General features: G+C 70.4%; 21 protein-coding genes and 2 riboswitches. Of the genes, 15 read left to right on the top strand and 6 right to left on the bottom strand.

The window, feature by feature from the left end:
- Nucleotides 1-300 precede the first annotated feature (300 nt).
- Complete coding sequence (locus tag QFW96_RS29530) at nt 301-966, top strand: DUF2461 domain-containing protein (RefSeq protein ID WP_281459033.1); 666 nt, start codon at nt 301-303, stop codon at nt 964-966.
- Here the strand turns inward: QFW96_RS29530 and QFW96_RS29525 are convergent.
- The gene (locus tag QFW96_RS29525; RefSeq protein WP_281459032.1) at nt 944-1168 is read right to left on the bottom strand and encodes a VanZ family protein; all 225 of its coding nucleotides are present in this window, start codon (nt 1166-1168) and stop codon (nt 944-946) included. The two genes, QFW96_RS29530 and QFW96_RS29525, sit on opposite strands and share 23 nt — an antisense overlap.
- A gap of 200 nt (nt 1169-1368) precedes the next feature.
- On the opposite strand from QFW96_RS29525, the gene pyk reads away from it, so the two are divergent.
- A complete protein-coding gene (pyk, locus tag QFW96_RS29520) occupies nt 1369-2790 on the top strand; it encodes a pyruvate kinase (RefSeq protein ID WP_281459031.1) in 1422 nt (473 codons plus the stop codon).
- 67 nt (nt 2791-2857) lie between these two features.
- Nucleotides 2858-3802: an acyl-CoA thioesterase gene (locus QFW96_RS29515; protein WP_281459030.1), complete on the top strand. Its 945-nt coding sequence runs from the start codon at nt 2858-2860 to the stop codon at nt 3800-3802.
- Nucleotides 3803-3992: 190 nt separating this feature from the next.
- Here the strand turns inward: QFW96_RS29515 and QFW96_RS29510 are convergent, their stop codons facing one another.
- The gene (locus tag QFW96_RS29510; protein WP_281459029.1) at nt 3993-4496 is read right to left on the bottom strand and encodes an Lrp/AsnC family transcriptional regulator; all 504 of its coding nucleotides are present in this window, start codon (nt 4494-4496) and stop codon (nt 3993-3995) included.
- A 95-nt stretch (nt 4497-4591) separates the two neighbouring features.
- Here QFW96_RS29510 and QFW96_RS29505 point away from each other — a divergent pair, with 95 nt between their 5' ends.
- The 5 genes from QFW96_RS29505 (at nt 4592) to QFW96_RS29485 (ending at nt 9195) form a co-directional block, all read left to right on the top strand.
- Entirely contained in the window at nt 4592-5200 is a 609-nt protein-coding gene (locus QFW96_RS29505) for a LysE family translocator (protein ID WP_281459028.1), read from the top strand.
- Between the two features lie 296 nt (nt 5201-5496).
- Entirely contained in the window at nt 5497-7068 is a 1572-nt protein-coding gene (gene dacB / locus QFW96_RS29500; RefSeq protein WP_281459027.1) for a D-alanyl-D-alanine carboxypeptidase/D-alanyl-D-alanine endopeptidase, read from the top strand.
- Nucleotides 7069-7175: 107 nt separating this feature from the next.
- Complete coding sequence (locus tag QFW96_RS29495) at nt 7176-7835, top strand: DedA family protein (protein ID WP_281459026.1); 660 nt, start codon at nt 7176-7178, stop codon at nt 7833-7835.
- Between the two features lie 411 nt (nt 7836-8246).
- Complete coding sequence (locus QFW96_RS29490) at nt 8247-8624, top strand: helix-turn-helix domain-containing protein (protein WP_281459025.1); 378 nt, start codon at nt 8247-8249, stop codon at nt 8622-8624.
- 142 nt (nt 8625-8766) lie between these two features.
- On the top strand, nt 8767-9195 hold the full coding sequence (locus QFW96_RS29485; protein ID WP_281459024.1) for a hypothetical protein: 429 nt from the start codon (nt 8767-8769) through the stop codon (nt 9193-9195).
- A gap of 61 nt (nt 9196-9256) precedes the next feature.
- On the opposite strand, the gene glyA is transcribed toward QFW96_RS29485, so the two are convergent.
- The 3 genes from glyA to QFW96_RS29470 all read right to left on the bottom strand — a co-directional run bounded on the left by glyA (nt 9257) and on the right by QFW96_RS29470 (nt 12840).
- Nucleotides 9257-10537, bottom strand: a complete 1281-nt coding sequence (gene glyA / locus QFW96_RS29480) for a serine hydroxymethyltransferase (protein ID WP_281459023.1) — start codon at nt 10535-10537, stop codon at nt 9257-9259.
- Nucleotides 10538-10567: 30 nt separating this feature from the next.
- On the bottom strand, nt 10568-11683 hold the full coding sequence (gene gcvT, locus QFW96_RS29475) for a glycine cleavage system aminomethyltransferase GcvT (protein WP_281459022.1): 1116 nt from the start codon (nt 11681-11683) through the stop codon (nt 10568-10570).
- A gap of 119 nt (nt 11684-11802) precedes the next feature.
- A riboswitch (glycine riboswitch) is annotated at nt 11803-11903 on the bottom strand.
- A gap of 1 nt (nt 11904) precedes the next feature.
- Nucleotides 11905-12001: riboswitch (glycine riboswitch) on the bottom strand.
- A 206-nt stretch (nt 12002-12207) separates the two neighbouring features.
- On the bottom strand, nt 12208-12840 hold the full coding sequence (locus tag QFW96_RS29470; RefSeq protein WP_281459021.1) for a TetR/AcrR family transcriptional regulator: 633 nt from the start codon (nt 12838-12840) through the stop codon (nt 12208-12210).
- A gap of 106 nt (nt 12841-12946) precedes the next feature.
- Between QFW96_RS29470 and QFW96_RS29465 the strand changes: the two genes are divergently transcribed.
- From QFW96_RS29465 to QFW96_RS29435, 7 genes are all read left to right on the top strand, one after another.
- Nucleotides 12947-14125 carry an acyl-CoA dehydrogenase family protein gene (locus QFW96_RS29465; RefSeq protein ID WP_281459020.1) on the top strand — a complete coding sequence of 393 codons (1179 nt, stop codon included), beginning with the start codon at nt 12947-12949 and terminating at the stop codon, nt 14123-14125.
- Nucleotides 14126-14425: 300 nt separating this feature from the next.
- Entirely contained in the window at nt 14426-14596 is a 171-nt protein-coding gene (locus QFW96_RS29460) for a hypothetical protein (protein WP_281459019.1), read from the top strand.
- A gap of 137 nt (nt 14597-14733) precedes the next feature.
- Nucleotides 14734-15915, top strand: coding sequence for a Tm-1-like ATP-binding domain-containing protein (locus QFW96_RS29455; RefSeq protein ID WP_281459018.1), 1182 nt, complete (start codon nt 14734-14736; stop codon nt 15913-15915).
- Between the two features lie 23 nt (nt 15916-15938).
- Complete coding sequence (locus tag QFW96_RS29450) at nt 15939-16769, top strand: phosphoenolpyruvate hydrolase family protein (protein ID WP_281459017.1); 831 nt, start codon at nt 15939-15941, stop codon at nt 16767-16769.
- Nucleotides 16770-16984: 215 nt separating this feature from the next.
- On the top strand, nt 16985-17419 hold the full coding sequence (locus QFW96_RS29445) for an SRPBCC family protein (protein ID WP_281459016.1): 435 nt from the start codon (nt 16985-16987) through the stop codon (nt 17417-17419).
- Nucleotides 17420-17535: 116 nt separating this feature from the next.
- Nucleotides 17536-18471 (top strand): NAD-dependent epimerase/dehydratase family protein, encoded by a 936-nt coding sequence (locus QFW96_RS29440; protein ID WP_425524814.1) that lies wholly within the window; start codon nt 17536-17538, stop codon nt 18469-18471.
- Nucleotides 18468-20798 (top strand): glycosyltransferase family 2 protein, encoded by a 2331-nt coding sequence (locus tag QFW96_RS29435; RefSeq protein ID WP_281459014.1) that lies wholly within the window; start codon nt 18468-18470, stop codon nt 20796-20798. Before QFW96_RS29440 ends, QFW96_RS29435 begins: the two co-directional genes overlap by 4 nt.
- Here QFW96_RS29435 and QFW96_RS29430 read toward each other — a convergent pair.
- A complete protein-coding gene (locus tag QFW96_RS29430) occupies nt 20767-21225 on the bottom strand; it encodes a GtrA family protein (protein WP_281459013.1) in 459 nt (152 codons plus the stop codon). The two genes, QFW96_RS29435 and QFW96_RS29430, sit on opposite strands and share 32 nt — an antisense overlap.
- Nucleotides 21226-21230 lie beyond the last annotated feature (5 nt).

The following is a 21230-nucleotide window of genomic DNA, read 5'->3' as shown; positions in this document are numbered from 1 at the left end:
CTTCCGCTACCTCCTCTACAAAGACGTCAACCGCCAAATCCGCCTCACCTGAGCACCCAGAGACGGGGACAGTTTTCATGAAAACCTCACCCCACCAAGAACGGGACAGTTTTCATGAGAACTGTCCCACCCACACCCACTCAACCCCAGTGAACTGCAAAAATAGAGTCCACGTCAGGGCCTGGTCACCGTCTCACGTCCTGAGGGGAGGGAAGTTTTCATGAAAACTTCCCCACCCCCTGGGGCCCGGGGGACGAGGTTTTCGTGGGGTCTCGGGTGGGGACGATCTAGGGTCGGGGTGTGCGGTTCGAGGGTTTTGGTGACGGGGCGGTCGAGTTCTTCGAGGGGCTCCAGGCGGACAACTCGAAGGCCTACTGGGCGGACAACCGGGAGCTCTACCAGGAGCACGTCCGGGCGCCGATGGAGGCGCTGCTGGCCGAGCTGGAGCCCGAGTTCGGGCCCGGCTTCGGCAAGGGCAAGGTGTTCCGGCCGTTCCGGGACGTGCGGTTCGCCCGCGACAAGTCGCCGTACAAGACGCACTGCGGCGCCGTCATCGAGCAGGGACGCGGCGGCGGCGCCTACTACGTCCAGGTCGGCCCGGAGGGGATGCTCGTCGCGGGCGGCTGCTTCCACTCCGAGTCCGACCAGCTCGCCCGCTTCCGGACCGCGGTGGACACCGACGTCCACGGCGAGCGGCTGCGGAAGCTGCTCGACGACCTGGCCGACCAGGGCTGGGAGATCACCGGAACCGCGCTGCAGACCCGGCCCCGCGGCTTCGACGCCGACCACCCCAGGCTCGACCTGCTCCGGCACAAGACGCTCTACGCGGTGCGCTCCTGGGAGCCCGACGACGCCCTGCACGAGCGCACCTGCCTGCGGCGGGTCCGCGAGTCCTGGGAAGCGGTCCGCGAGCTCAACCAGTGGTGCGCGGACCACATCGGCGTCACCGAGAAGAAGCGGCGGTGAACCGCACGGCCGCCCAGCCGATGAGCGCGCCCGCGATGTCCACGAGCGCGTCGAGGGCTTCGCAGCTGCGCCCGATCGGCAGCGCGCCCTGCAGGAGTTCCGAGAGCGCCGCGTAGGCGGCCAGTGACGGCAGCAGCCAGGCGGTGCGGGCACCGGCGATCCGCGCGGTGATCGCCAGCGCGGCGAAAAGGGTGAAATGCACCACTTTGTCGGTGCCGGGCGGTGCGCTGGGCACACCCGATTCCGGGGTGAACAGCACCGCCCAGCTCACGAGCACCGCGATCAGGAGCGGAAGTCGTCTGAGCTGCTTTCTGTAATGATCCAGCAACGAAATACCCGATCAGGAAAGTGGAGCGTGGCTGAGTGCTGCACCGAGGTGATGAAGGACTACGCTGGCATGATGTGAGTCGACGAGCCAAGATCGTTTGTACCATGGGCCCCGCCACCTCCACTCCGGAGAAGATGGCCGAGCTCGTCAGCAGCGGAATGGACGTCGCCCGGCTGAACTTCAGCCACGGCAGCCACGCCGACCACCAGCAGGTCTACGACATGGTCCGGGCCGCGGCCAAGGAATCCGGCCGCGCCGTGGGCATCCTAGGAGACCTGCAGGGACCGAAGATCCGGCTCGGGAAGTTCGCAGCCGGACCGGTCGAGTGGCGCACCGGCGACGTCGTGCGCATCACGGTCGAAGACGTGCAGGGCACGCACGACCGGGTGTCCACCACCTACAAGGGCCTGGCCGAGGACGCCAAGAAGGGCGACCGGCTGCTGGTCGACGACGGCAAGGTCGCGATGGTCGTGACCGCCGTCGAGGACAACGACGTCGTGTGCGAGGTGACCGAGGGCGGTCCCGTCTCCGACAACAAGGGGATCTCCCTGCCGGGCATGGACGTGTCCGTGCCGGCCCTGTCCGAGAAGGACATCGAGGACCTGGAGTTCGCCCTGGAGCTGGGCGTGGACTTCATCGCGCTGTCGTTCGTGCGCAGCCCCGCCGACATCGACCTGGTGCACCAGGTGATGGACCGCGTCGGCCGCCGCGCGCCGGTCATCGCGAAGCTGGAGAAGCCCGAGGCGGTGGACAACCTCGAAGCCATCGTGCTGGCCTTCGACGGCGTCATGGTCGCCCGCGGTGACCTCGGCGTGGAGCTCCCGCTCGAACACGTCCCGCTGGTCCAGAAGAAGGCGATCCGGATCGCGCGGGAGAACGCCAAGCCGGTCATCGTGGCCACCCAGATGCTGGACTCGATGATCCAGAACTCGCGCCCCACCCGGGCCGAGACCTCCGACGTCGCCAACGCCGTCCTCGACGGCGCCGACGCGGTGATGCTCTCCGGCGAGACCAGCGTCGGTCGCTACCCGATCGAGACCGTGCAGACCATGGCCCGCATCGTCGAGGCCGTCGAGTCCGGTTCGCCGACCCCGCCGCCGCTGAGCCACGTCCCGCGCACCAAGCGCGGCGTGATCTCCTACGCGGCGCGCGACATCGGCGAGCGCCTCAACGCCAAGGCCCTGGTGGCCTTCACGCAGTCCGGCGACACCGTGCGACGCCTCGCGCGCCTGCACACCCGGCTGCCGCTGCTGGCGTTCACCCCCGAGGAGTCGGTGCGGAGTCAGCTCGCTCTCACTTGGGGGACGGAGACGTTCTTGGTCCCTAAGGTGGACACAACGGACCAGATGGTGCGGCAGGTCGACCAGGCGATGTTGTCGCTGGGCAAGTCGCAGCGCGGCGACATGGTCGTCGTCGTCGCCGGTTCGCCCCCGGGCACGGTCGGTTCGACCAACCTCATCCGCGTGCACCGGCTGGGAGAAGAAGACCACGTCTGATCGGCCTTCGGACGGGAGCCACCAGCTCCCGTCCGGCCGGTCGGGCGCACGAACCTAGGAGCGCGCAGTGACCGAAGCGGCCAGGGCCGCAGCAGCCGACCCGACCGGTACCCACCTGCTGGGCGAGGTGCCGCTCGACGTCAACGGCATGCCGCACGGCCAACCAGTGCTGGACAGCCTGGTGGCTCTGCTGGACCTGGAGCGCATCGAGGAGAACATCTTCCGCGGGGTCAGCCCCGCGACCTCCACCATCCGCGTGTTCGGCGGCCAGGTCGCCGGTCAGGCGCTGGTCGCGGCCGGTCGCACGGTGCCGGAGGAGCGGCGGGTGCACTCGCTGCACGCGTACTTCATCCGGCCCGGCGACCCGAGCATCCCGATCGTCTACGAGGTCGACCGCACCCGCGACGGCCGCTCGTTCACCACCCGCCGGGTGGTGGCGCTGCAGCGCGGCAAGACGATCTTCTCGCTGTCGGCGTCGTTCCAGGTCGACGAGGACGGCATCGACCACGCCGAGCCGATGCCCGACGTGCCCGACCCCGAGTCGCTGCCGACGTTCGGCGAGCGCATCGGCGAGGTGCTGCCCAAGCTCGGCCCGGCCCAGCCGCGGCCGATCGACGTCCGCTACGTGACCGAGCCGCCGTGGGTGAGCCGCGAGAACGGCCCGCGCGAGGCCCGCAACCAGGTGTGGATGCGCGCCGACGGCGTCCTGGCCGTGCCGGACGACGACCTGCTGCACGTCTGCATCGCGGCCTTCGCCTCCGACATGACCCTGCTGGACGCGCCGCTCGCGCGGCACGGCGTCTACTGGGGCCTGGACAACGTGGTCGGCGCGAGCCTGGACCACGCGATGTGGTTCCACCGCCGCTTCCGCGCCGACGAGTGGTTCCTCTACGACTGCGCCTCGCCGAGCGCCTCCGGCGGTCGCGGCCTCGCCACCGGCCGCTTCTTCGCCCAGGACGGCACCCTCGTCGCCACGGTCGTCCAAGAAGGACTCCTCCGGGTCAACGACTGACCCTCCTCCGCGCACCCTCCTCGCGTCGGGTGCCCCCTCCCGTTTTCGACGTGGTGGTGGGGAAGTTTTCATGAAAACTTCCCCCACCACCACATCGAAAACCGGACTTCCTCAGGCGTGGGAAGGGTGTTCTTCCGAGGGATTATCGGTTTCGTGGTGGGGCGCAGTTTTCATGAAAACTTCCCCCTCGTCAGGTGCGCCTGCGGCGCTTGGGGCGGAGGTGCTTCGGGGGCGTGAGGGCCCTGGTGTGGAGCTGTTCGAGGACGATGGAGCTGGTGAAGTTCCGGACCTCGGTGCGGGCCGCGAGCCGGTCGACGAGGAACTCCTGCAGGTGCGCGGTGTCGGCGACCGCCACGTGCAGCAGGAAGTCGGCCTGGCCGCTGACGTGCAGCAGCGACCGGGTCTCCGGCTGGGCCATGACGAACTCGCGGAACTGATCGACGATCGGGCGCGTGTGCGGCCGGACGTTGACCGCCACCACCGCCTCCAGCGCCAGCCCCGTGGCGGCCGGGTCGACGTCGATGTGCGACCCGGTGATGACTCCCTGTTCCCGCAGCCTGCGGACGCGCTGCAGGCAGCTCGACGGTGCAAGCCCGACTCGGTCGGCGAGGGTGCGGTTCGGCAGGGTCGCGTCGTTCTGCAACTCCTCCAGAATGCGCCAGTCGACCGAATCCAGTTCGACGGATTCGCTCATGACCGAACATCTTACGTCCGAGATCGAAAACCGGCGAACCATCGGCGGAGGATGCGCGCATCCACCTCCCCGACGTTCTACCGAAGGAGCTCGCCGTGCACATCGCCTGGGGGTCGTTCCTGCTGGCGCTGCTGGTGATCGTGCTGATCCCCGGCCCCGACTTCGTCGTGGTCACCCGCAACGCCGCCAGCGGCCGCCGCTACGGCTGGCTCGCCGCGGCCGGCGTGACCTGCGGCCTGCTGCTGCACGCCACCGCCGCCACGCTCGGCCTGTCGGCCCTGGTCGCGACGGTCCCCGCCGCGCTGTTCGTGGTCAAGGGCCTGGGCGTGGCCTACCTGGCGTGGATGGCGCTGCAGATGCTGCGCGGCTCCGGGGCGAGCACGGCCGAGGCGGTCGTGGAGCAGCCGCGCTCGGGCCGGTCGGTGTTCCTGCGCGGACTGCTCACCGACGTGCTCAACCCGAAGGTGATGCTCACGTTCCTGACGCTGCTGCCGCAGGCGATGGACCCCGATGCCGCCCCGATGCCGCAGGCCGCGCTGCTCAGCGCCGTCGCCGTGTCGGCCTTCGCGGTGTGGTGGCTGATCGTGGTCCCCTCGGTCGGCAAGCTCGCCGCGCTGCTCGCCGCCCCCAAACGCCGCAAGGTCTTCGAGCGCACCTGCGGCGGAGCCCTGCTCGCGATGGCCACCTCCATCGCCCTCGGCTGACCCACCCCACCCGACCACTCCCACCCCGACCACTCCCGTATCCGGGTTCCCGATTACCGCCGTATTCCGGTCCCCGATTACTCCGGTATTCGGGTCTCCGATTACGGCGGTATTCCGGTTCCGGATTACTCCGGTATTCGGGTTCCTGATTACGGCGGTAATCCGGGTTTTGGGTGGGTGAGGTGGGGTTCGGCGGGATTGGGGGTGTTGGGTTTCTGATTTGCGACCTTCGGGTTGGGTTCGTTGACCTTCCACAGCGTGCTGCCTAGTCTCCGTGATCTCGGAGAGGAGCCGGCATGCGGAGACGGTGGGCGTTCGTGGTCGGGTTGGCGGTGGCGCTGCCGCTGGCGGTGGTGCCGTCGACGGGGGCCGCGCCGACCGGGGTGGACGCGCTCAAGGTCGATCTCGACGACATCCTGGCCGATCCGCGCCTCGGCGGGGCCCAGGCCGGGGTCGTGGTCCGGGACCCCGCCACCGACGAGGTCCTCTACAGCAGGCAGGCGACCGACCGGGCGACCCCGGCCTCGAACGCGAAGCTGTTCACCGCGGCCGCCGCGCTGGAGACCCTCGGGCCGGATCACCGCTTCCGCACCCAGGTGCTCAGCGACGCCGCGCAGCAGGGCTCGACCCTGAACGGCGACCTCCACCTGCGCGGCACCGGCGATCCGACGATGCTGCCCGCCGACTACGACGCGCTCGCCGCCCGGCTCGCCGAGCAGGGCGTGCGCGAGGTGCGCGGCCGGTTGCTGGCCGACGACACCTCGTTCGACGACGTGCCGCTGGGCACCGGCTGGGCCTGGGACGACGAGCCGTACTCCTACTCGGCTCCCGTCTCGGCGCTGAGCGCGGCGCCGGACACCGACTTCGACGCGGGCAGCGCGATCGTGCGCGTCACGCCCACCGCACCCGGCCAGGCGCCGGACGTCGCACTGGACCCGGGAACAGGCGTGCTCGACGTCGACAACCGGGCCACCACCGTCGCCGAGGGCGAGCCGTCGATCGGCATCACCCGCGATCACCACAGCGGTCGCGTGCTGGTCACCGGCACCGTCCCGGCCGGGGCGGAGCCGGTGCGGGAGTGGATCGCCGTCCCCGACGCGACCGCCTACGCCACCGACCTCTTCGCCCGCGCCCTGGCCGCCCGCGGGATCACCGTCAACGGCACCGGGAAGGCTCCCGCGCCGGAGGGCGCCCGCGAGCTCGCCGCGCGCGACTCGATGCCGCTGCGCGAGCTGCTCGTGCCGTTCCTCAAGCTCAGCAACAACGTTCACGCCGAGGTCCTGGTCAAGGCGATGGGCCGCGAGCGCGCGGGGGAGGGCACCTGGGAGGCCGGGACCGGCGTGGTCGCCGACGCGCTGCGCGGTCTCGGCGTCGACCCGGCGGCGCTGCGGCTGGTGGACGGCTCCGGGTTGTCCCGGATGGACGGGGTCACCCCGGACCAGCTGGCGCTGCTGCTCGACAACGCCGCGCAGCGCCCGTGGGCGCAGGCGTTCCACGACGCGCTGCCGATCGCGGGGGTTCCGGAGCGGATGGTCGGCGGCACGCTGCGCGACCGGATGGTCGACACCCCGGCGGCCAACAACGTGCACGCCAAGACCGGTTCGCTGACCGGCGTCACCTCGCTGTCGGGCTACGTCACCGCCGCCGACGGCCGGAGGCTGGTGTTCTCGGTGGTGCTCAACGACTTCCTCTCCGACGCCCCGCAGGACCTGGAGGACGCGATCGCGATCCGCCTCGCCCAGCACACCGGCGCCGACGACCACCCGCGCGGGCACGCGCGAATCCCGCGGCCGCGCACCGGCTCCGACGACCCGGGCACCGCCCGCGACGAGAGCGCCCTGGAGTGCTCCTGGACGAAGTCCTGCTGAGGGACGAATGGGTGGCGCATGGGTGCCATCCCTGAGAACGCCTCAACGGTCCCCCGGTAGCGTGACCGCAGTCCGCGCCCGCGCCGGAATCCGAGGAGCCCGTTGCCGTGACGTTCATCAGCGACATGCTGGCCCTGATCGCCGGGTTGCCCCGGCCGCTGCTGGTGCTGGCCACCGGCGCCCTGGTGCTCGGCGAGTGCACGATCGGGCTGGGGTTCCTGGTGCCGGGGGAGGCCGGGCTGCTGGTGGCCTCGGCCGCCGTGACCGATCTCCGGTTCTTCCTGGTGCTGGCGGTGACGGTGGCGGTGTGCGCGGCGGTGGGCGACAACATCGGCTTCTGGTTGGGCCGCCGGTACCGGCTGAAGATGCGCGAGACGAAGGTGGTCCGCAAGCTCGGCCGGCACCACTGGGACCGCGCGGGTTCGCTGCTGCGGCGCTGGGGGATCGGCGCGGTGCTGCTGGGCAGGTTCCTGCCGGTGGTCCGGACGCTGATGCCGGCCGCGGCGGGCGCCAGCGGCATGTCCTTCCCGCGCTTCGTGGTCTCGTCGCTGGTCGGCGCGGCGGCCTGGTCGGCGACGCACGTGGGCATCGGCTGGGCGGCGGGAGCCTCGGCGAAGTACGTCGAGTCGATGCTCGGCCGAGCCAGCTGGGTGCTGGCGATCGCGATCGTGCTCCTGGGAGCGGGTGCGTGGGCCTACAGGCGCCGACGCCCGCGCGGTCAGGTCGTGACCGAGCCGCAGCCGGAGGCGATCGACACCGCCGCCTAGGAGGTGTTCGAGGACCACTTGCTCAGCGGTGCGGGTAGCGGAACCTGATCGGCTCCGTGGACTCCGTGCGCCGCTCATTGAGTATGCCGATACGAGGCGTCCCGGCGTACTCGCCACGAAGCCGATCAGAACCCGCGGCGGTGCCGGTTGCGAGGGTGGTGAACGAGAATGCGGCTCCGCCGCATTCCTCAACAGCTAGTGGGCGGGGTGCGCGGAGATGCGGACGCCGCGGCCGAGTGGCTGGTGCTTCGGCGGAGTTGCGTCGCAGCGAGTCTCGTTCATGTGTCTGGACTCTAATGCATGTTTCGAACCGAAACCAATGGTGAACGGCCTGCCTCCGATGGCAGGCGTGCCCGGCCACCTGTTCAGCGGAGTGCGACCAGTCGCACGGGTGGGACTAGACTCGAACGCATGGCACACGCTGGCGCGAGCGACGTGACCGCGGCCGGGGACAGCGACTTCGTCGAGTACCTCGAACGGCACCTGGCCGAGCGCGGATGGACGGTCCACGACTTCTGCGAGCACAGCGGGCTGAAACCGAGCGTGGTCTTCCGCTGGCGCAAGGGCTACCGGCCGGACATCGGCAACGCCCGCATCATGGCCCGCGCCCTCGGCGTCCCGCTGCTGGAAGTCCTGGTCAAAGCCGGTCGGCTGAGCGCGGAGGAAGCCCGCGCCGAGGTCCGCATCATCCCCGAGCTCGACTCGGTACCCACCCAGGTCCTGCTCCGCGAGGTCAGCGCCCGGGTCGAACGCCTCGAACGCGCCACCCCCGCCGAAGCCGGTGTGTAGCAGGCGGACGGCAAGGCCTGCGGAGCCGGGAAGTCGACTTGTTGAAATTCGGAAACGGTTCGGGTCGAATGCGTGTTGACGGGGTGACAACCAGCTCGAATCGGAGTGGACTGCTGCCCTGGAAGGGATGAGAGGTGACAGCATGAGCCACACCGGCACCTCGAGCGCACCGGCCCGCGCGGCGGCCATCGCCGCTCCCCGCACGGGCGAGCGGCTGCACGTGGCGGTCGAGACCTCCGCCGGGGAGACCTATCTGATCGCGTTCGTCGACAGCCCCCGCGACAGCGGCTGCGAGCCCTGCGAGCTGTCCCCGGACGAGGCCCGCGACCTGGCCAGAGCGGTGCTCGACCTGCTCGACGCCGAGGCCGGGCAGGTCTCCTTCGCCATCCCGCGCTCCGACCAGCAGCTCAACCTCGCGATCGAGGCCGACGGCGCCGAGACCTACCTGATCACCTGGCTCGGCCGCACCACCTGCGACGCGGGCTACGAGCCCAGCGAGCTCGGCCGCACCGAGGCGGTGCAGCTGGCCCGCGCCCTCCAGGACCTCGCCGACGCCGCCGAAGGCGCCTGAAGCACCCGCGAACGACGAACGCCGCACCCCATCGGGATGCGGCGTTCGTCGTGTCAGGCGATCAGAGGTTCGGGTAGAGCGGGTGCTTGGCCGCCAGCGCCTCGACCCGGGTGCGGAGCTCGGCGCTGATCGACTCGTCGAAGTTCGGCTTGAGGGCCTGGGCGATGACCTCGGCGACCTCGGTGAACTCCTCCTTGCCGAAACCGCGCGTGGCCAGCGCCGGGGTGCCGATCCGCAGACCCGAGGTGACCATCGGCGGGCGCGGGTCGTTCGGCACCGCGTTGCGGTTGACGGTGATGCCGATCTCGTGCAGCCGGTCCTCGGCCTGCTTGCCGTCCAGCTCGGAGTTGCGCAGGTCCACCAGCACCAGGTGCACGTCGGTGCCGCCGGAGACCAGCGAGACACCGGCCTCGGCCGCGTCGGAGGCCAGCAGGCGCTCGGCCAGGATCCGGGCGCCCTCGACGGTGCGGCGCTGGCGGTCCTTGAACTCCTCGCCCGCGGCGATCTTGAAGGCCACCGCCTTGCCGGCGATCACGTGCTCCAGCGGGCCGCCCTGCTGACCGGGGAAGACCGCGGAGTTGAACTTCTTGGTGAACTCCTCGTCCGAGGACAGGATCACACCGCCGCGCGGGCCGCCCAGGGTCTTGTGCGTCGTGGTGGTCACGACGTGGGCGTGCGGGATCGGGCTCGGGTGCAGGCCCGCGGCCACCAGGCCAGCGAAGTGCGCCATGTCGACCATCAGGTAGGCGCCGACCTCGTCGGCGATCTCCCGGAACCGCTTGAAGTCCAGCTGACGCGGGTAGGCCGACCAGCCCGCGACGATCAGCTGCGGCTTGTTCTCCCGGGCCAGGCGCGCGACCTCGTCCATGTCGACCCGGTGGTCGTCGTCGGAGACGTGGTACGGCACGACGTTGTAGAGCTTGCCGGAGAAGTTGATCCGCATGCCGTGGGTCAGGTGGCCACCGTGGGCCAGGTCCAGGCCCATGATGGTGTCGCCCGGCTTGAGCAGCGCGAACATCGCCGCCGCGTTGGCCTGCGCGCCCGAGTGCGGCTGCACGTTGGCGTAGGTGGCGCCGAAGAGGTCCTTGATCCGGTCGATGGCCAGCTGCTCGACGACGTCGACGTGCTCGCAGCCGCCGTAGTAGCGCTTGCCCGGGTAGCCCTCGGCGTACTTGTTGGTGAGCACCGAGCCCTGCGCCTGCAGCACCGCCTGCGGGGCGAAGTTCTCGGAGGCGATCATCTCCAGCGTGTTCTGCTGGCGACCCAGCTCGGCGCCGACCGCCGCTGCGACCTCCGGGTCAACCGTTGCCAGGGCATCGTTGAACAGATCCGGGTTCGACATCAGTGTGTGCCTCCTGTTTCTTTCTTTCAGTCAGGCGTTGCGGCGGTAGAAGGGCAGCTCGACGACCTGCACCGCGACGTTGCGGCCGCGGATGTCGACCTGCAGGGCCGTGCCGGGCTCGCTGTGCTCCCGGTCGACGTAGGCCATCCCGATCGGATGCCCGAGGGTCGGGGACGGTGCGCCGCTGGTGACCTCGCCGACCTCGGCGCCGTCGGCGTCGAGGACCCGGTAGCCGTGGCGGGGCGCCCGCCGCTGGTCGGTGGACAGGCCCACCAGGGTGCGCTCGGTGGGCTTCTCGGCGACCGCGGCCAGCGCGGACCTGCCGACGAAGTCGGCGTCCTTGTCCAGCTTGACCACCCGGCCGAGGTTCGCGTGGTACGGCGTGAGCTCGGCGGAGAGCTCGTTGCCGTAGAGCGGCATCCCCGCTTCCAGCCGCAGCGTGTCGCGGCAGGACAGACCGGCCGGCTGGAGGTCGTGCCCGGCGCCGGACTCGGTGAGGGCCTGCCACACGGCCTCGGCGTCGCCGGGGGCGGTGAACAGCTCGAAGCCGTCCTCGCCGGTGTAGCCGGTGCGCGCCAGCAGCACGTCCTTGCCCGCGACGGTCGCCGGGTAGCCCGCGTAGTACTTGACGGTGCTCAGGTCGGTGTCGGTCAGCGGCGCCAGGATCGCCACCGCGTTCGGGCCCTGCACCGCGATCAGCGCGTAGTCGTCGGAGACGTCGGAGTGCTTCGCGTCGAAGTCGGAGACCCGCTCGGCCAGCTCGGCGGAGACCACGGCGGCGTTGGCGGCGTTGGCCACGACCAGGAACTCCTGGTCGGCGAGGCGGTAGACGATCAGGTCGTCGAGCACGCCGCCGGTCTCGTCGCAGATCATCGTGTAGCGGGCGCGACCGGGGGTGATGGCGGAGGCGTTGGCGACCAGCGCGTAGTCCAGCGCCTCGGCGGCCTGCGGGCCGCTGATGAGGATCTCGCCCATGTGCGTGAGGTCGAACAGGCCGGCGCTGCTGCGCACGGCGTTGTGCTCGGCGGTGTCGCTGCTGTAGCGGACCGGCATCTGCCAGCCGGCGAACTCCGTGAAGGTGGCGCCGAGGGATTCGTGCACCGCGTGGAGCGGTGTCCTCCGGGGCGTCTGTCCGGGCGACGACATGGTGAAACTCCTCCTGGGTGGGCGTGCCGGTCGGCAGTCGAGGGCCGGTCAGCTCACGCGCCCAACCTTATCCGGGGCGCCTCGACCCCCGACCGGCGCGGTCTGCGCTGGTCGGGCGGGGTCTCCCCGGAGTCATTGGCCTGAGAGTTTCACCACCCGACAGGGGTGGTTTGCACCGTGGGCGAGAAGCGCGATGCTCCTGCTTTTCTCCGTGTTTCGCCTGGTGTCCTGCGGTAATGGTGCCTGAGAGTTTACTGGGGAGTATTGCTCCTTCGGCGCCTCGCCCGACGAGGGCGAGGTCTCTCCCGCGAGACGTCATCGGCGCGTATTCGGTTGTGCTGCTCACAGACGCTACGAACCGCCCCCACCCCAGTCAACAGGAAGACCGAGTGATCTCAACCCTTGCGCACCGGGAGCTCTCGCCCCTCACGCGCTGACCCCGCCTCCCGCTTCCCGGGACCGAACCGGCCCTCGCGTCGAGAACCGCAACGTTCGTCGCGCGAAAACCGGGGTCTTCGACGGGGTCAGGGGTGGGTTCTCAGGTCGGCGAGTTGGGTTGTGAGGCCGTCGATGAGGGCTGTGAGGGCCAGTTCGAAGCTGGCGGTGTCGATCTCGGCGGCCTTCGTGTGCAGCAGGTGAGCTCGGGTGAGGTGGGGGAAGCGGTTGGTGTAGACGGCTGCGTCGGCGGGGAAGCCGTGGCTGAACGAGCCCATCGCCGAGCCGACGACCAGGTACTTCGTCGAGGCGCCGATCATCGTGGCGTAGCGCTGCGGCCAGCCGGCCCGGGTGAGGCCGCCGTGGACGGCGTCGGCGACGCGCAGGGCGGACTCGCGGCGGGCCGGGCCGTAGGCGATGAACGGCACCAGGTTCGGGTGGTCGGCCAGGGCAGCGCGGTAGGAGCGGGCCCAGCTGCGCAGGCCGGTCACCCAGTCCTGGTCGAAACCGGAGACGTCGACCTCGCTGATCACCTCGTCGGCGATCTCGTGCAGCAGGTCGTCCTTGGTGGCGACGTGGTTGTACAGCGATGCCGCGCGCACGTCGAGGCGTTCGGCGAGCCTGCGCATGGACAGCGCTTCCAGGCCCTCGGCGTCGATGATCTCCAGGCCGATCTTCCGGATGCGTTCCGGGGAGAGCCGGGGTGTGCTGGGTCTGGGCAACGTCTCTCTCCTCACCGGGATCCCTTGCGGTGTGCGCCGGGACGGTTCTAGGCTGCCATAAAACTAACGGTGTTAGTTACCGGCCTGCACGGAAAGGAACGACGCGATGGTCGACTTCTCGCTCTCCGAGACCGAGCGCGACATCCGCGATTGGGTGCGCAACTTCGTCCAGCGGGAGCTCATGCCGCTGGAGCCGGAGGTGCTGCGCAGAGAGCGGGCGGGTCAGCGCGGTCTCACCAAGGACGAGCTCAAGGAGCTGCAGAACAAGGCCAAGGAGGCCGGTTTCTGGGGCGTGCAGACGCCCGAGGAGTACGGCGGCATGAACCTCTCGGCCGTCATGACGGCGCTGATCGAGGTCGAGCTCGGCCGCACCTACGTGCCGTTCCGCTTCGGCGGCTACGCCGACAACATCCTCTACTACGCCAACGAGGACCAGAAGCAGCGCTACCTGCTGCCGACCATCGAGGGCACCCGCAAGTCCTGCTTCGCCATCACCGAGCCCGGCGCGGGCTCCGACGCGAAGAACCTGCGCACCACGGCCGTCCGGGACGGTGACGAGTGGGTCATCAACGGCGAGAAGACCTTCATCACCGGCGGCATCGACGCCGACTTCGTGATGGTCTTCGCCGTCACCGACCGCGAGAAGGGCGCCAACGGCGGCGTGACCTGCTTCCTCGTCGACCGCGACATGGGCTGGAAGTCCGAGCCGATCGACATCATGGGACCCGACGAGCGCCAGCCGGCCGCGCTGGTGTTCGACAACGTCCGGGTGCCCGCCGAGAACGTGCTCGGCGAGGTCGGCAACGGGTTCGGCCTGGCCATGCAGTGGATCGGCCGCGGCCGCTACCTGCTGCCCGCCGCGGCGCTGGGCGCCTGCGAGCGGCTGGTGGAGATGGGCTCGGAGTACGCCCAGCAGCGCGAGACCTTCGGCGCGCCGATCGCCGAGCGGCAGGCCATCCAGTGGATGATCGCCGACTCCGCGGTGGAGATCGAGGCGCTGCGCTGGCTGATCCTGCAGGCCGCGTGGCAGGTCGACCAGGGCATGGACTCCCGCCACGCGCAGTCCATCGCCAAGCTGTTCGGCGCCACGCACGCCAACCAGATCGTCGACCGCGTCCTGCAGATCCACGGCGGCATGGGCTACACCAAGGAGCTGCCGGTCGAGCGCTGGTACCGCGACCTGCGGCTGCTGCGCATCTTCGAGGGCACCGACGAGATCCAGCGCCGCACCATCGCCCGCAACGTGCTCAAGGGCCACGCCTCGATCAGCGGCGTCCTGGGCTAGGAAGCAGACGAGTGGTTGCTTTGCTCGGCGGTGCGAGTGGCGGAACCTGAGCGCCTCCGTGGACTCCGTGCGCCGCTCCTGATGTATGCCGCGGCGTCCCGGCGTACTCGCCACGGAGGCGCTCAGAACCCGCGGCGGTGCCAGTGTCTCGGGTGGTGGAAGAGAATGCGGCTTCGCCGCATGGCTCCTTACTGTCCGGCCGGTCGGAACTTCACCACTCCGTTCGAGCAGTGATCTGCCACCGGTGGGTGTTTTGTCGGTACCCTGGTGGATGACGGCCTCGACGCTTCGGGAGTGATGATGTCTCTGTTCAAGAAGGTCACCGACTTCGCGAAGAGCCCGCAGGGCAAGAAGGTGATCGACCAGGCCAAGAAGTACGCCTCCGACCCGAAGAACAAGGAAAAGATCGACCAGGTCAAGAACAAGTTCACGGGCAAGGGCGGCTCCGGCTCCCAGGGCGGTCACCACTGAACGGAAGTCCTCTGGGCGGAAGTCCCGGGAGCGGCCTCCGGCTTCGGCCGGGGGCCGTTTTCTGTTGCCCGGGCGGCGATCGACAGTAGAGTCCCCTCCCGGGTTGTTCTCGATGACGAGCAGCACGGAGGTCGCGGATGGGCAGCGCGTACGTCGCCGGGACGTTCGACACCAAGGGCGCGGAGCTCGACTACGTCGCCGATCTCATCGCGCGGGGGCATCCCGTCGTCACCGTCGACCTGTCGACCTCCGGTGAGAGCTCCGGTGCCGACGTCCCGGCCGCCGAGGTCGCCGCGCACCACCCGGGCGGCGTCGACGCCGTGTTCACCGGCGACCGCGGATCGGCCGTGACCGCGATGGCCACCGCCTTCACCCGCTTCCTGGCCGAGCGCGACGTCGACGGCGTCATCGGGCTCGGCGGTTCCGGTGGAACCGCGCTGGTCACGCCAGCCATGCGGGAGCTGCCGGTGGGCGTGCCGAAGGTGATGGTGTCCACTGTGGCCTCCGGCGACACCTCCGGTTACGTCGACGCCACCGACATCGCGATGTTCCCGTCGGTCACCGACGTCGCCGGGCTGAACCGGATCTCCCGCCGCGTCCTCGCCAACGCCGCGCACGCGCTGCTCGGCGCGATCAGCCACCCGATGCCGCAGGTCGAGGACAAGCCCGCCGTCGCGCTGTCGATGTTCGGGGTCACCACGCCCTGCGTGACCGCAGCGGCGGGCAGGCTCGAAGCCGAGTTCGACCCGCTGGTGTTCCACGCGACCGGGACCGGCGGGCGGGCGATGGAGAAGCTCGTCGACGACGGCCTGGTGCACGCGGTCCTGGACGTCACCACCACCGAGGTCTGCGACCTCGTCGCGGGCGGCGTGATGAGCGCGGGCGAGCAGCGGCTCGACGCCATCGCCCGCACCCGAGTGCCCTACGTCGGCTCGTGCGGCGCGCTGGACATGGTGAACTTCGGTGCGCGCGAGACGGTTCCGGAGCGCTACCGGGACCGGAACCTCTACGTGCACAACCCGCAGGTGACGCTGATGCGCACCACGCCCGAGGAGTGCCGGGAGATCGGCTCGTTCCTCGCCCGCAAGCTCAACGCCTGCCAGGGCCCGGTCCGGTTCCTGCTGCCGACCGGCGGTGTGTCCATGTTGGACGCTCCCGGCCTGCCGTTCCACGACCCCGAGGCCGACGCCGCGCTGTTCGAGACGCTGGAGCGCGAGGTCGAGCAGACCGAGGACCGCCGCGTGCTCCGGGTCGAGAACAACGTCAACGACGAGGAGTTCGTCACGGCGCTGCTCGCCGCGTTCCGTGAAATCCTGTGAGCAGTACCGACACTGGAGGGGCGATGAACGGATTCGACCGCGCGGACCTGCTCCGCGAGTTCCACGCCAAGGCCCAGCGCGGCGAGCCGATCGTCGGCGGCGGGGCCGGGACCGGGCTGTCGGCCAAGTGCGAGGAGGCCGGCGGCATCGACCTGATCGTCATCTACAACTCCGGCCGCTACCGGATGGCCGGGCGCGGCTCGCTGGCCGGGCTGCTGGCCTACGGCAACGCCAACGACATCGTGGTCGAGATGGCCCGCGAGGTGCTGCCGGTCGTGCAGCGCACACCCGTGCTGGCCGGGGTCAACGGCACCGACCCGTTCATGCTGCGCGAGCGGTTCCTGCGCGAGCTCAAGGACCTCGGGTTCGCCGGCATCCAGAACTTCCCGACCGTGGGGCTCATCGACGGCACCTTCCGGGCCAACCTGGAGGAGACCGGCATGGGCTACGGCCTGGAGGTCGAGCTGGTGGCCGCCGCCCGCGAGGCCGACCTGCTCACCACGCCGTACGTGTTCTCCGCCGACGACGCGCGGGTGATGACCGAGGCGGGCGCCGACATCATCGTCTGCCACATGGGACTGACCACCGGCGGCGCGATCGGCGCGGAGACCGCCAAGAACCTCGACGACTGCGTCCGGCTCATCGACGAGTGGTCGCAGGCCGCCGCCGAGGTCCGCGACGACGTGCTGGTGCTCTGCCACGGCGGGCCCATCGCGATGCCCGAGGACGCGTCCTACGTCCTGTCGAAAACCCAGCGCTGCCACGGCTTCTACGGCGCCAGCAGCATGGAACGACTCCCCACCGAGAAGGCCCTGACAGAGCAGACCAAGGCGTTCACCGACATCAAGTTCTAGAGACGATATTGGACCTCGCTTTGCTCAGCGGTGCGGGTGGGGGGAACCTGGGCGGCTCCGCGGACTCCGCGCGCCACTCCTGATGCATGCCGTGCACGGCGTCGCGGCGTGCTCGCCACGAAGCCGCTCAGAACCCCCGGCGGTGCAAGCTGCGAGACCACTCACCGAAAAGAGAAAGTGGCTCCGCCACTTCAAACCGATTCCGAGGAGGAACCATGCGCAGCTTCGCCAGCGCGGTCGTCGAAGCCCCCGTCGAGGAGGTGTGGGAGGTGGTCCGCGACTTCGACGGGCTCCCGGTGTGGCACCCGGCGATCGCCTCCAGCGAGATCGAGGACGGCCGCGACGCCGCGAGCGTCGGGTGCGTGCGGCACCTCGTGCTCGGCGACGGCGGTGAGGTGCGCGAGCGGCTCGTGGCCCTCGACGACGTCGCGCGCAGCTGCACCTACGAGTTCGTGACCAGCCCGTTCCCGGTGCGCAGCTACCGCTCCACGATCCACGTGCTGCCGGTGACCGCCACCGGCCACAGCTTCGTCGAGTGGTTCGCCGACTTCGACTCCGACGCCGACGTCGAGGCCGAGATGGACCAGACGTTCGCCCGAGGGGTCTACGCGACGGGTCTGAAAGGACTAGCGGCTCACCTGGCGGGCTGAGGCGGGACGTTTCCACCGCTGACCGTCCCCGCGGGGAGCAGCGGCAGAAGTGAAGGCCTCAGACATTCCGATCGGGCGTTCCGGTTAGAGTCGGGCGCGTGCCAAGCCCCACCCCCATCGCTCACCCTGACCGGAACGACTCCGACCGGGTCGTGGTGACCGGAGGCTCCGGCTTCGTCGGCCGAGCCGTGGTCCGCGCCTTCCTCGAACGCGGCACGCCCGTCACCATCGTCGACCTCCAGTCGCCGCCCGAATCCCTCCGGGACCAGGTGACCTTCGTGGAGGGCGACCTGCGCGAGGCCGATGTGCGGGAGCGGGCCGTGGCGCCCGGTTGCGCGGGCATCGTGCACCTCGCCGCGATCACTTCGGTGCTCAAGTCCGTCGAGCAGCCCGCCGCCACCTACGCCAACAACGTCGAGGTCACCCAGCACCTGCTGGAGCTGGCCCGCGAGCGCGAGGTCGGGCAGTTCATCCTCGCCTCCACCAACGCCGTGGTCGGCGACATCGGGCACGGCACGATCTCCGAGGCGCTGCCGGTCCGCCCGCTGACGCCCTACGGCGCCACCAAGGCCGCGTGCGAGATGCTGCTGTCCGGCTACGCGGGCGCCTACGGGATGACGACCTGCGCGCTGCGGTTCACCAACATCTACGGCCCCGGCATGGGCCACAAGGACAGCTTCGTGCCGCGCCTGATGCGCGCCGCGCTGTCCGGCGACGGCGTCGAGGTCTACGGCGACGGTTCGCAGTGCCGCGACTTCGTGCACCTCGACGACGTGGTGCAGGGCGTGCTGGCCGCCTGGGACAAGCAGTACACCGGCACCGCGGTCATCGGCTCCGGCGAGTCGATCACCGTGCTGCAGCTCATCGAGGCCGTCCGCGCCGCCACCGAGATCGACATCCCGGTCACCCACGTGCCCGCCAAGAACGGCGAGATGCCCGCGGTGATCGTCGACGTCTCGCAGGCGCAGCGCGAGCTCGGCTACGAGCCGGCGGTGGAGCTGACCGACGGGCTGCGCACCGTCTGGGCCGACTTCACCAGCGGAGCGCGGTGACGACCGCGCTCGCGCGCGTGCTGCGCCGGCACTGGCTGCTGGCGCTGCTGGTGCTGGCCGGGGTCGTGCTGCGGATCGTCACGCAGCTCGCCTACCGGCCGGCGCTGCTCTACATCGACTCGTTCCGCTACCTCGACGACGTCGGCGTGTTCCACCCCGGCGGCATCAACCCGGTCGGCTACGAGTGGTTCCTGTGGCCCCTGCTCGGCCTCGGCGACCTGCTCGGCATCGGCGGCCTGGCCGGTGTCGCGGCGGTGCAGCACCTGCTCGGCATCGGCCTGGGCGTCGGCATCTACGTCCTGCTGCGCCGCTTCGGGGTGCGCGAGTGGCTGGCCGCGCCGGCCGCCGCCCCGGTGCTGCTCGACGCCTACCAGCTGCAGATCGAGCAGCTGATCATGTCCGACCTGCTGTTCCAGGTGCTGCTGCTGGTCGCGGTGTACCTGCTGTGCTGGTGGGGGCCGCCGACGCCGAAGGTCGCCGCCGTCGCCGGTGGGGTGCTCGCGCTGTCGGTGATGGTGCGTTCAGTCGGCCTCACGCTGGTGGTGCCCGCAGCGGTGTTCGTGCTGCTCGCGGCCGGTCTGCGCCCCCGGGAGGGCTGGCGGCCGCGGCTGATCGCCACCGGCGCCCTGGTCGTCGGGTTCGGCGCCGCCGTGCTGGTCTACGCGCTCTACGGCGCGCTCGTCGCCGGCAAGTTCGGCGTCGGCGGTTCCGGCGGCGGGGGAGCGCTGTTCGGCCGCGCCGCGGTAGTGGCGAACTGCGACGAACTGGACCTGACCCGCGAGGAGCGGCTGATCTGCCCGCGCGAACCGCACGAGGTCCGCGAAGAGCTCGGCATCGACTTCTACCTGCACCTGTGGGACGTCCAGGCCAACGTCGACAACCTGCTGCCCGAGGGCATGGACGTCAACGCCGCCCAGAAGTCGCTGACCCGCGAGGTCGTGCTGCACCAGCCGCTGGACATCGCCGGCGGCGTGGCCCGCGACTTCCTCAAGGGCTTCGCGCCCACCCGGACCCAGACCGCGGGCGACGTGCCGCTGGACCGCTGGCAGTTCCAGCTCGAACACCCGCTGTACGCGCCCGACTGGTACACCCGCGAGTGGGCCGAGCTGCACGACGGCAGCGACCTGCACGCCGACCACGAGCTCACCTCGTTCCTGCGCGGCTACCAGCTCGGCGGCGGCTACACCCCGGGAATCCTGCTCGGCGGCGCGCTGCTGCTGGCCACCGCGGCCGTCGCCGGACTCGGCCGGGCCCGGCGCAGCGGGCTGCGCGCGGTGACGCTGCTGCCCGCCGGTCTGGCCACCACCGTGCTGCTGACCGCCTCGGTCATGGAGTTCTCCTGGCGCTACCAGCTGCCCGGACTCGTGCTCATCCCGCTGGCGGGAGCCCTGGGCGCCACCGCGCTCTTCGGCCGACCCCAGACCATCCGCATCCCGCCCGGCCGCACCCCGCCTGGCCGCATCCCGCACCGATCGACGCCCTCCGAGGAGAGCCAGATGCTGACGTCCTTCCCCGACGACGTGGACTCCGACGCACTCGACGAGTACGCGAGCCGCTACGGCGAGCACCGGTTCGCGCCGGTGGTCGTGCTCATCGCGGCCTACAACGAGGAGGAGTCGATCGGCGACGTGCTCGACTCGATCCCCTCGCGCTGCTGCGACCTGGACGTCGACACCCTCGTGGTGGTCGACGGAGCCAAGGACCGCACCGCCGAGGTCGCGCTCCGGCACGGCGCCCGCACCTGCGTGGCCCCCACCAACCGGGGGCAGGGCGCGGCGCTGCGGCTGGGCTACCGGCTGGCCCAGCAGCGGGGCGCCCGCTACGTGGTCACCACCGACGCCGACGGTCAGTACGACATCGCCGAGCTGCCGATGCTGCTGGAGCCGCTGATCGCCGACCGCGCCGACTTCGTCAGCGGCTCGCGGCGGCTGGGCTCCAACGAGCGCCCGGCGCTGATCCGCCGCGTCGGCACCTACGTGTTCGCGTGGATCGTCAGCGCGCTGACCCGGCAGCGCATCACCGACACCTCGTTCGGCTTCCGCGGCATGCGGGTCGAGGTGCCGAACTCGGTGACGCTGCAGCAGCCGCAGTACCAGTCCTCGGAGCTGCTGGTCGGCCTGCTCAGCCACGGCTACCGGGTGCTGGAGCAGCCGATGCGGATGCTGCCGCGCAGCGCGGGGGAGAGCAAGAAGGGTTCGAGCTGGAAGTACGGCTACCGCTACGCCAAGGTCGTGCTCGGCACCTGGTGGCGGGAGCGCCGCAACAACGGCGCCCCGGCTCCGGCGGTCGAGACCGTCACCGAGCGGCCTGCTGCGGTGGGCGAGTGAAGACCAGCCTGTCGATGAGCACGAACTTGATCACGAACATGACCGCGTAGGTCCCGATGAAGGCGCCCCACACCACGGCCACCTGAGCGGGCCGGGTGTCGGGGAACGCCGAGGTCGCCACGATCTCGGCGAGGTGGGTGGCGCCCGCGGCCAGCAGCGCGGTGCCGACCGAGATCGCGCCGTAGCGCAGCAGTTCGCCCCGCAGCGCCTCGCGGCCACCGCCGCCCCAGGTGCGCCGGTTCAGCGTGAAGTTCGGGATCGCCCCGGCCAGCCACGCCAGCACCGTCGACACCACCGGGCTCGCGCCGAGCGAGTAGGTCAGCAGGAACACGACCTGGCTGATGCCGGTCGCCACGACCGACGCAGCCGCGAACCGACTGATCAACCGCCAGTAGCGGGCACGGCCGGTCGTCGTCGGCTGCGCCACGTGTT

The sequence above is a fragment of the Saccharopolyspora ipomoeae genome (assembly GCF_029952525.1).
GTDB lineage: Bacteria > Actinomycetota > Actinomycetes > Mycobacteriales > Pseudonocardiaceae > Saccharopolyspora > Saccharopolyspora ipomoeae.
Note: the sequence above shows the minus strand (reverse complement) of the source record. Positions and strands in the feature narration are given on the sequence as shown.

Excerpts from the sequence above, each read along its gene's own strand:
- QFW96_RS29450 (WP_281459017.1), top strand. The coding sequence starts at position 15,939 with ATGAACGGATTCGACCGCGCGGACCTGCTCCGCGAGTTCCACGCCAAG.
- QFW96_RS29465 (WP_281459020.1), top strand. The coding sequence starts at position 12,947 with ATGGTCGACTTCTCGCTCTCCGAGACCGAGCGCGACATCCGCGATTGG.
- QFW96_RS29485 (WP_281459024.1), top strand. The coding sequence starts at position 8,767 with ATGAGCCACACCGGCACCTCGAGCGCACCGGCCCGCGCGGCGGCCATC.
- QFW96_RS29490 (WP_281459025.1), top strand. The coding sequence starts at position 8,247 with ATGGCACACGCTGGCGCGAGCGACGTGACCGCGGCCGGGGACAGCGAC.
- glyA (WP_281459023.1), bottom strand. The coding sequence starts at position 10,537 with ATGTCGAACCCGGATCTGTTCAACGATGCCCTGGCAACGGTTGACCCG.
- QFW96_RS29510 (WP_281459029.1), bottom strand. The coding sequence starts at position 4,496 with ATGAGCGAATCCGTCGAACTGGATTCGGTCGACTGGCGCATTCTGGAG.
- dacB (WP_281459027.1), top strand. The coding sequence starts at position 5,497 with ATGCGGAGACGGTGGGCGTTCGTGGTCGGGTTGGCGGTGGCGCTGCCG.
- QFW96_RS29460 (WP_281459019.1), top strand. The coding sequence starts at position 14,426 with ATGTCTCTGTTCAAGAAGGTCACCGACTTCGCGAAGAGCCCGCAGGGC.
- gcvT (WP_281459022.1), bottom strand. The coding sequence starts at position 11,683 with ATGTCGTCGCCCGGACAGACGCCCCGGAGGACACCGCTCCACGCGGTG.
- QFW96_RS29455 (WP_281459018.1), top strand. The coding sequence starts at position 14,734 with ATGGGCAGCGCGTACGTCGCCGGGACGTTCGACACCAAGGGCGCGGAG.
- QFW96_RS29445 (WP_281459016.1), top strand. The coding sequence starts at position 16,985 with ATGCGCAGCTTCGCCAGCGCGGTCGTCGAAGCCCCCGTCGAGGAGGTG.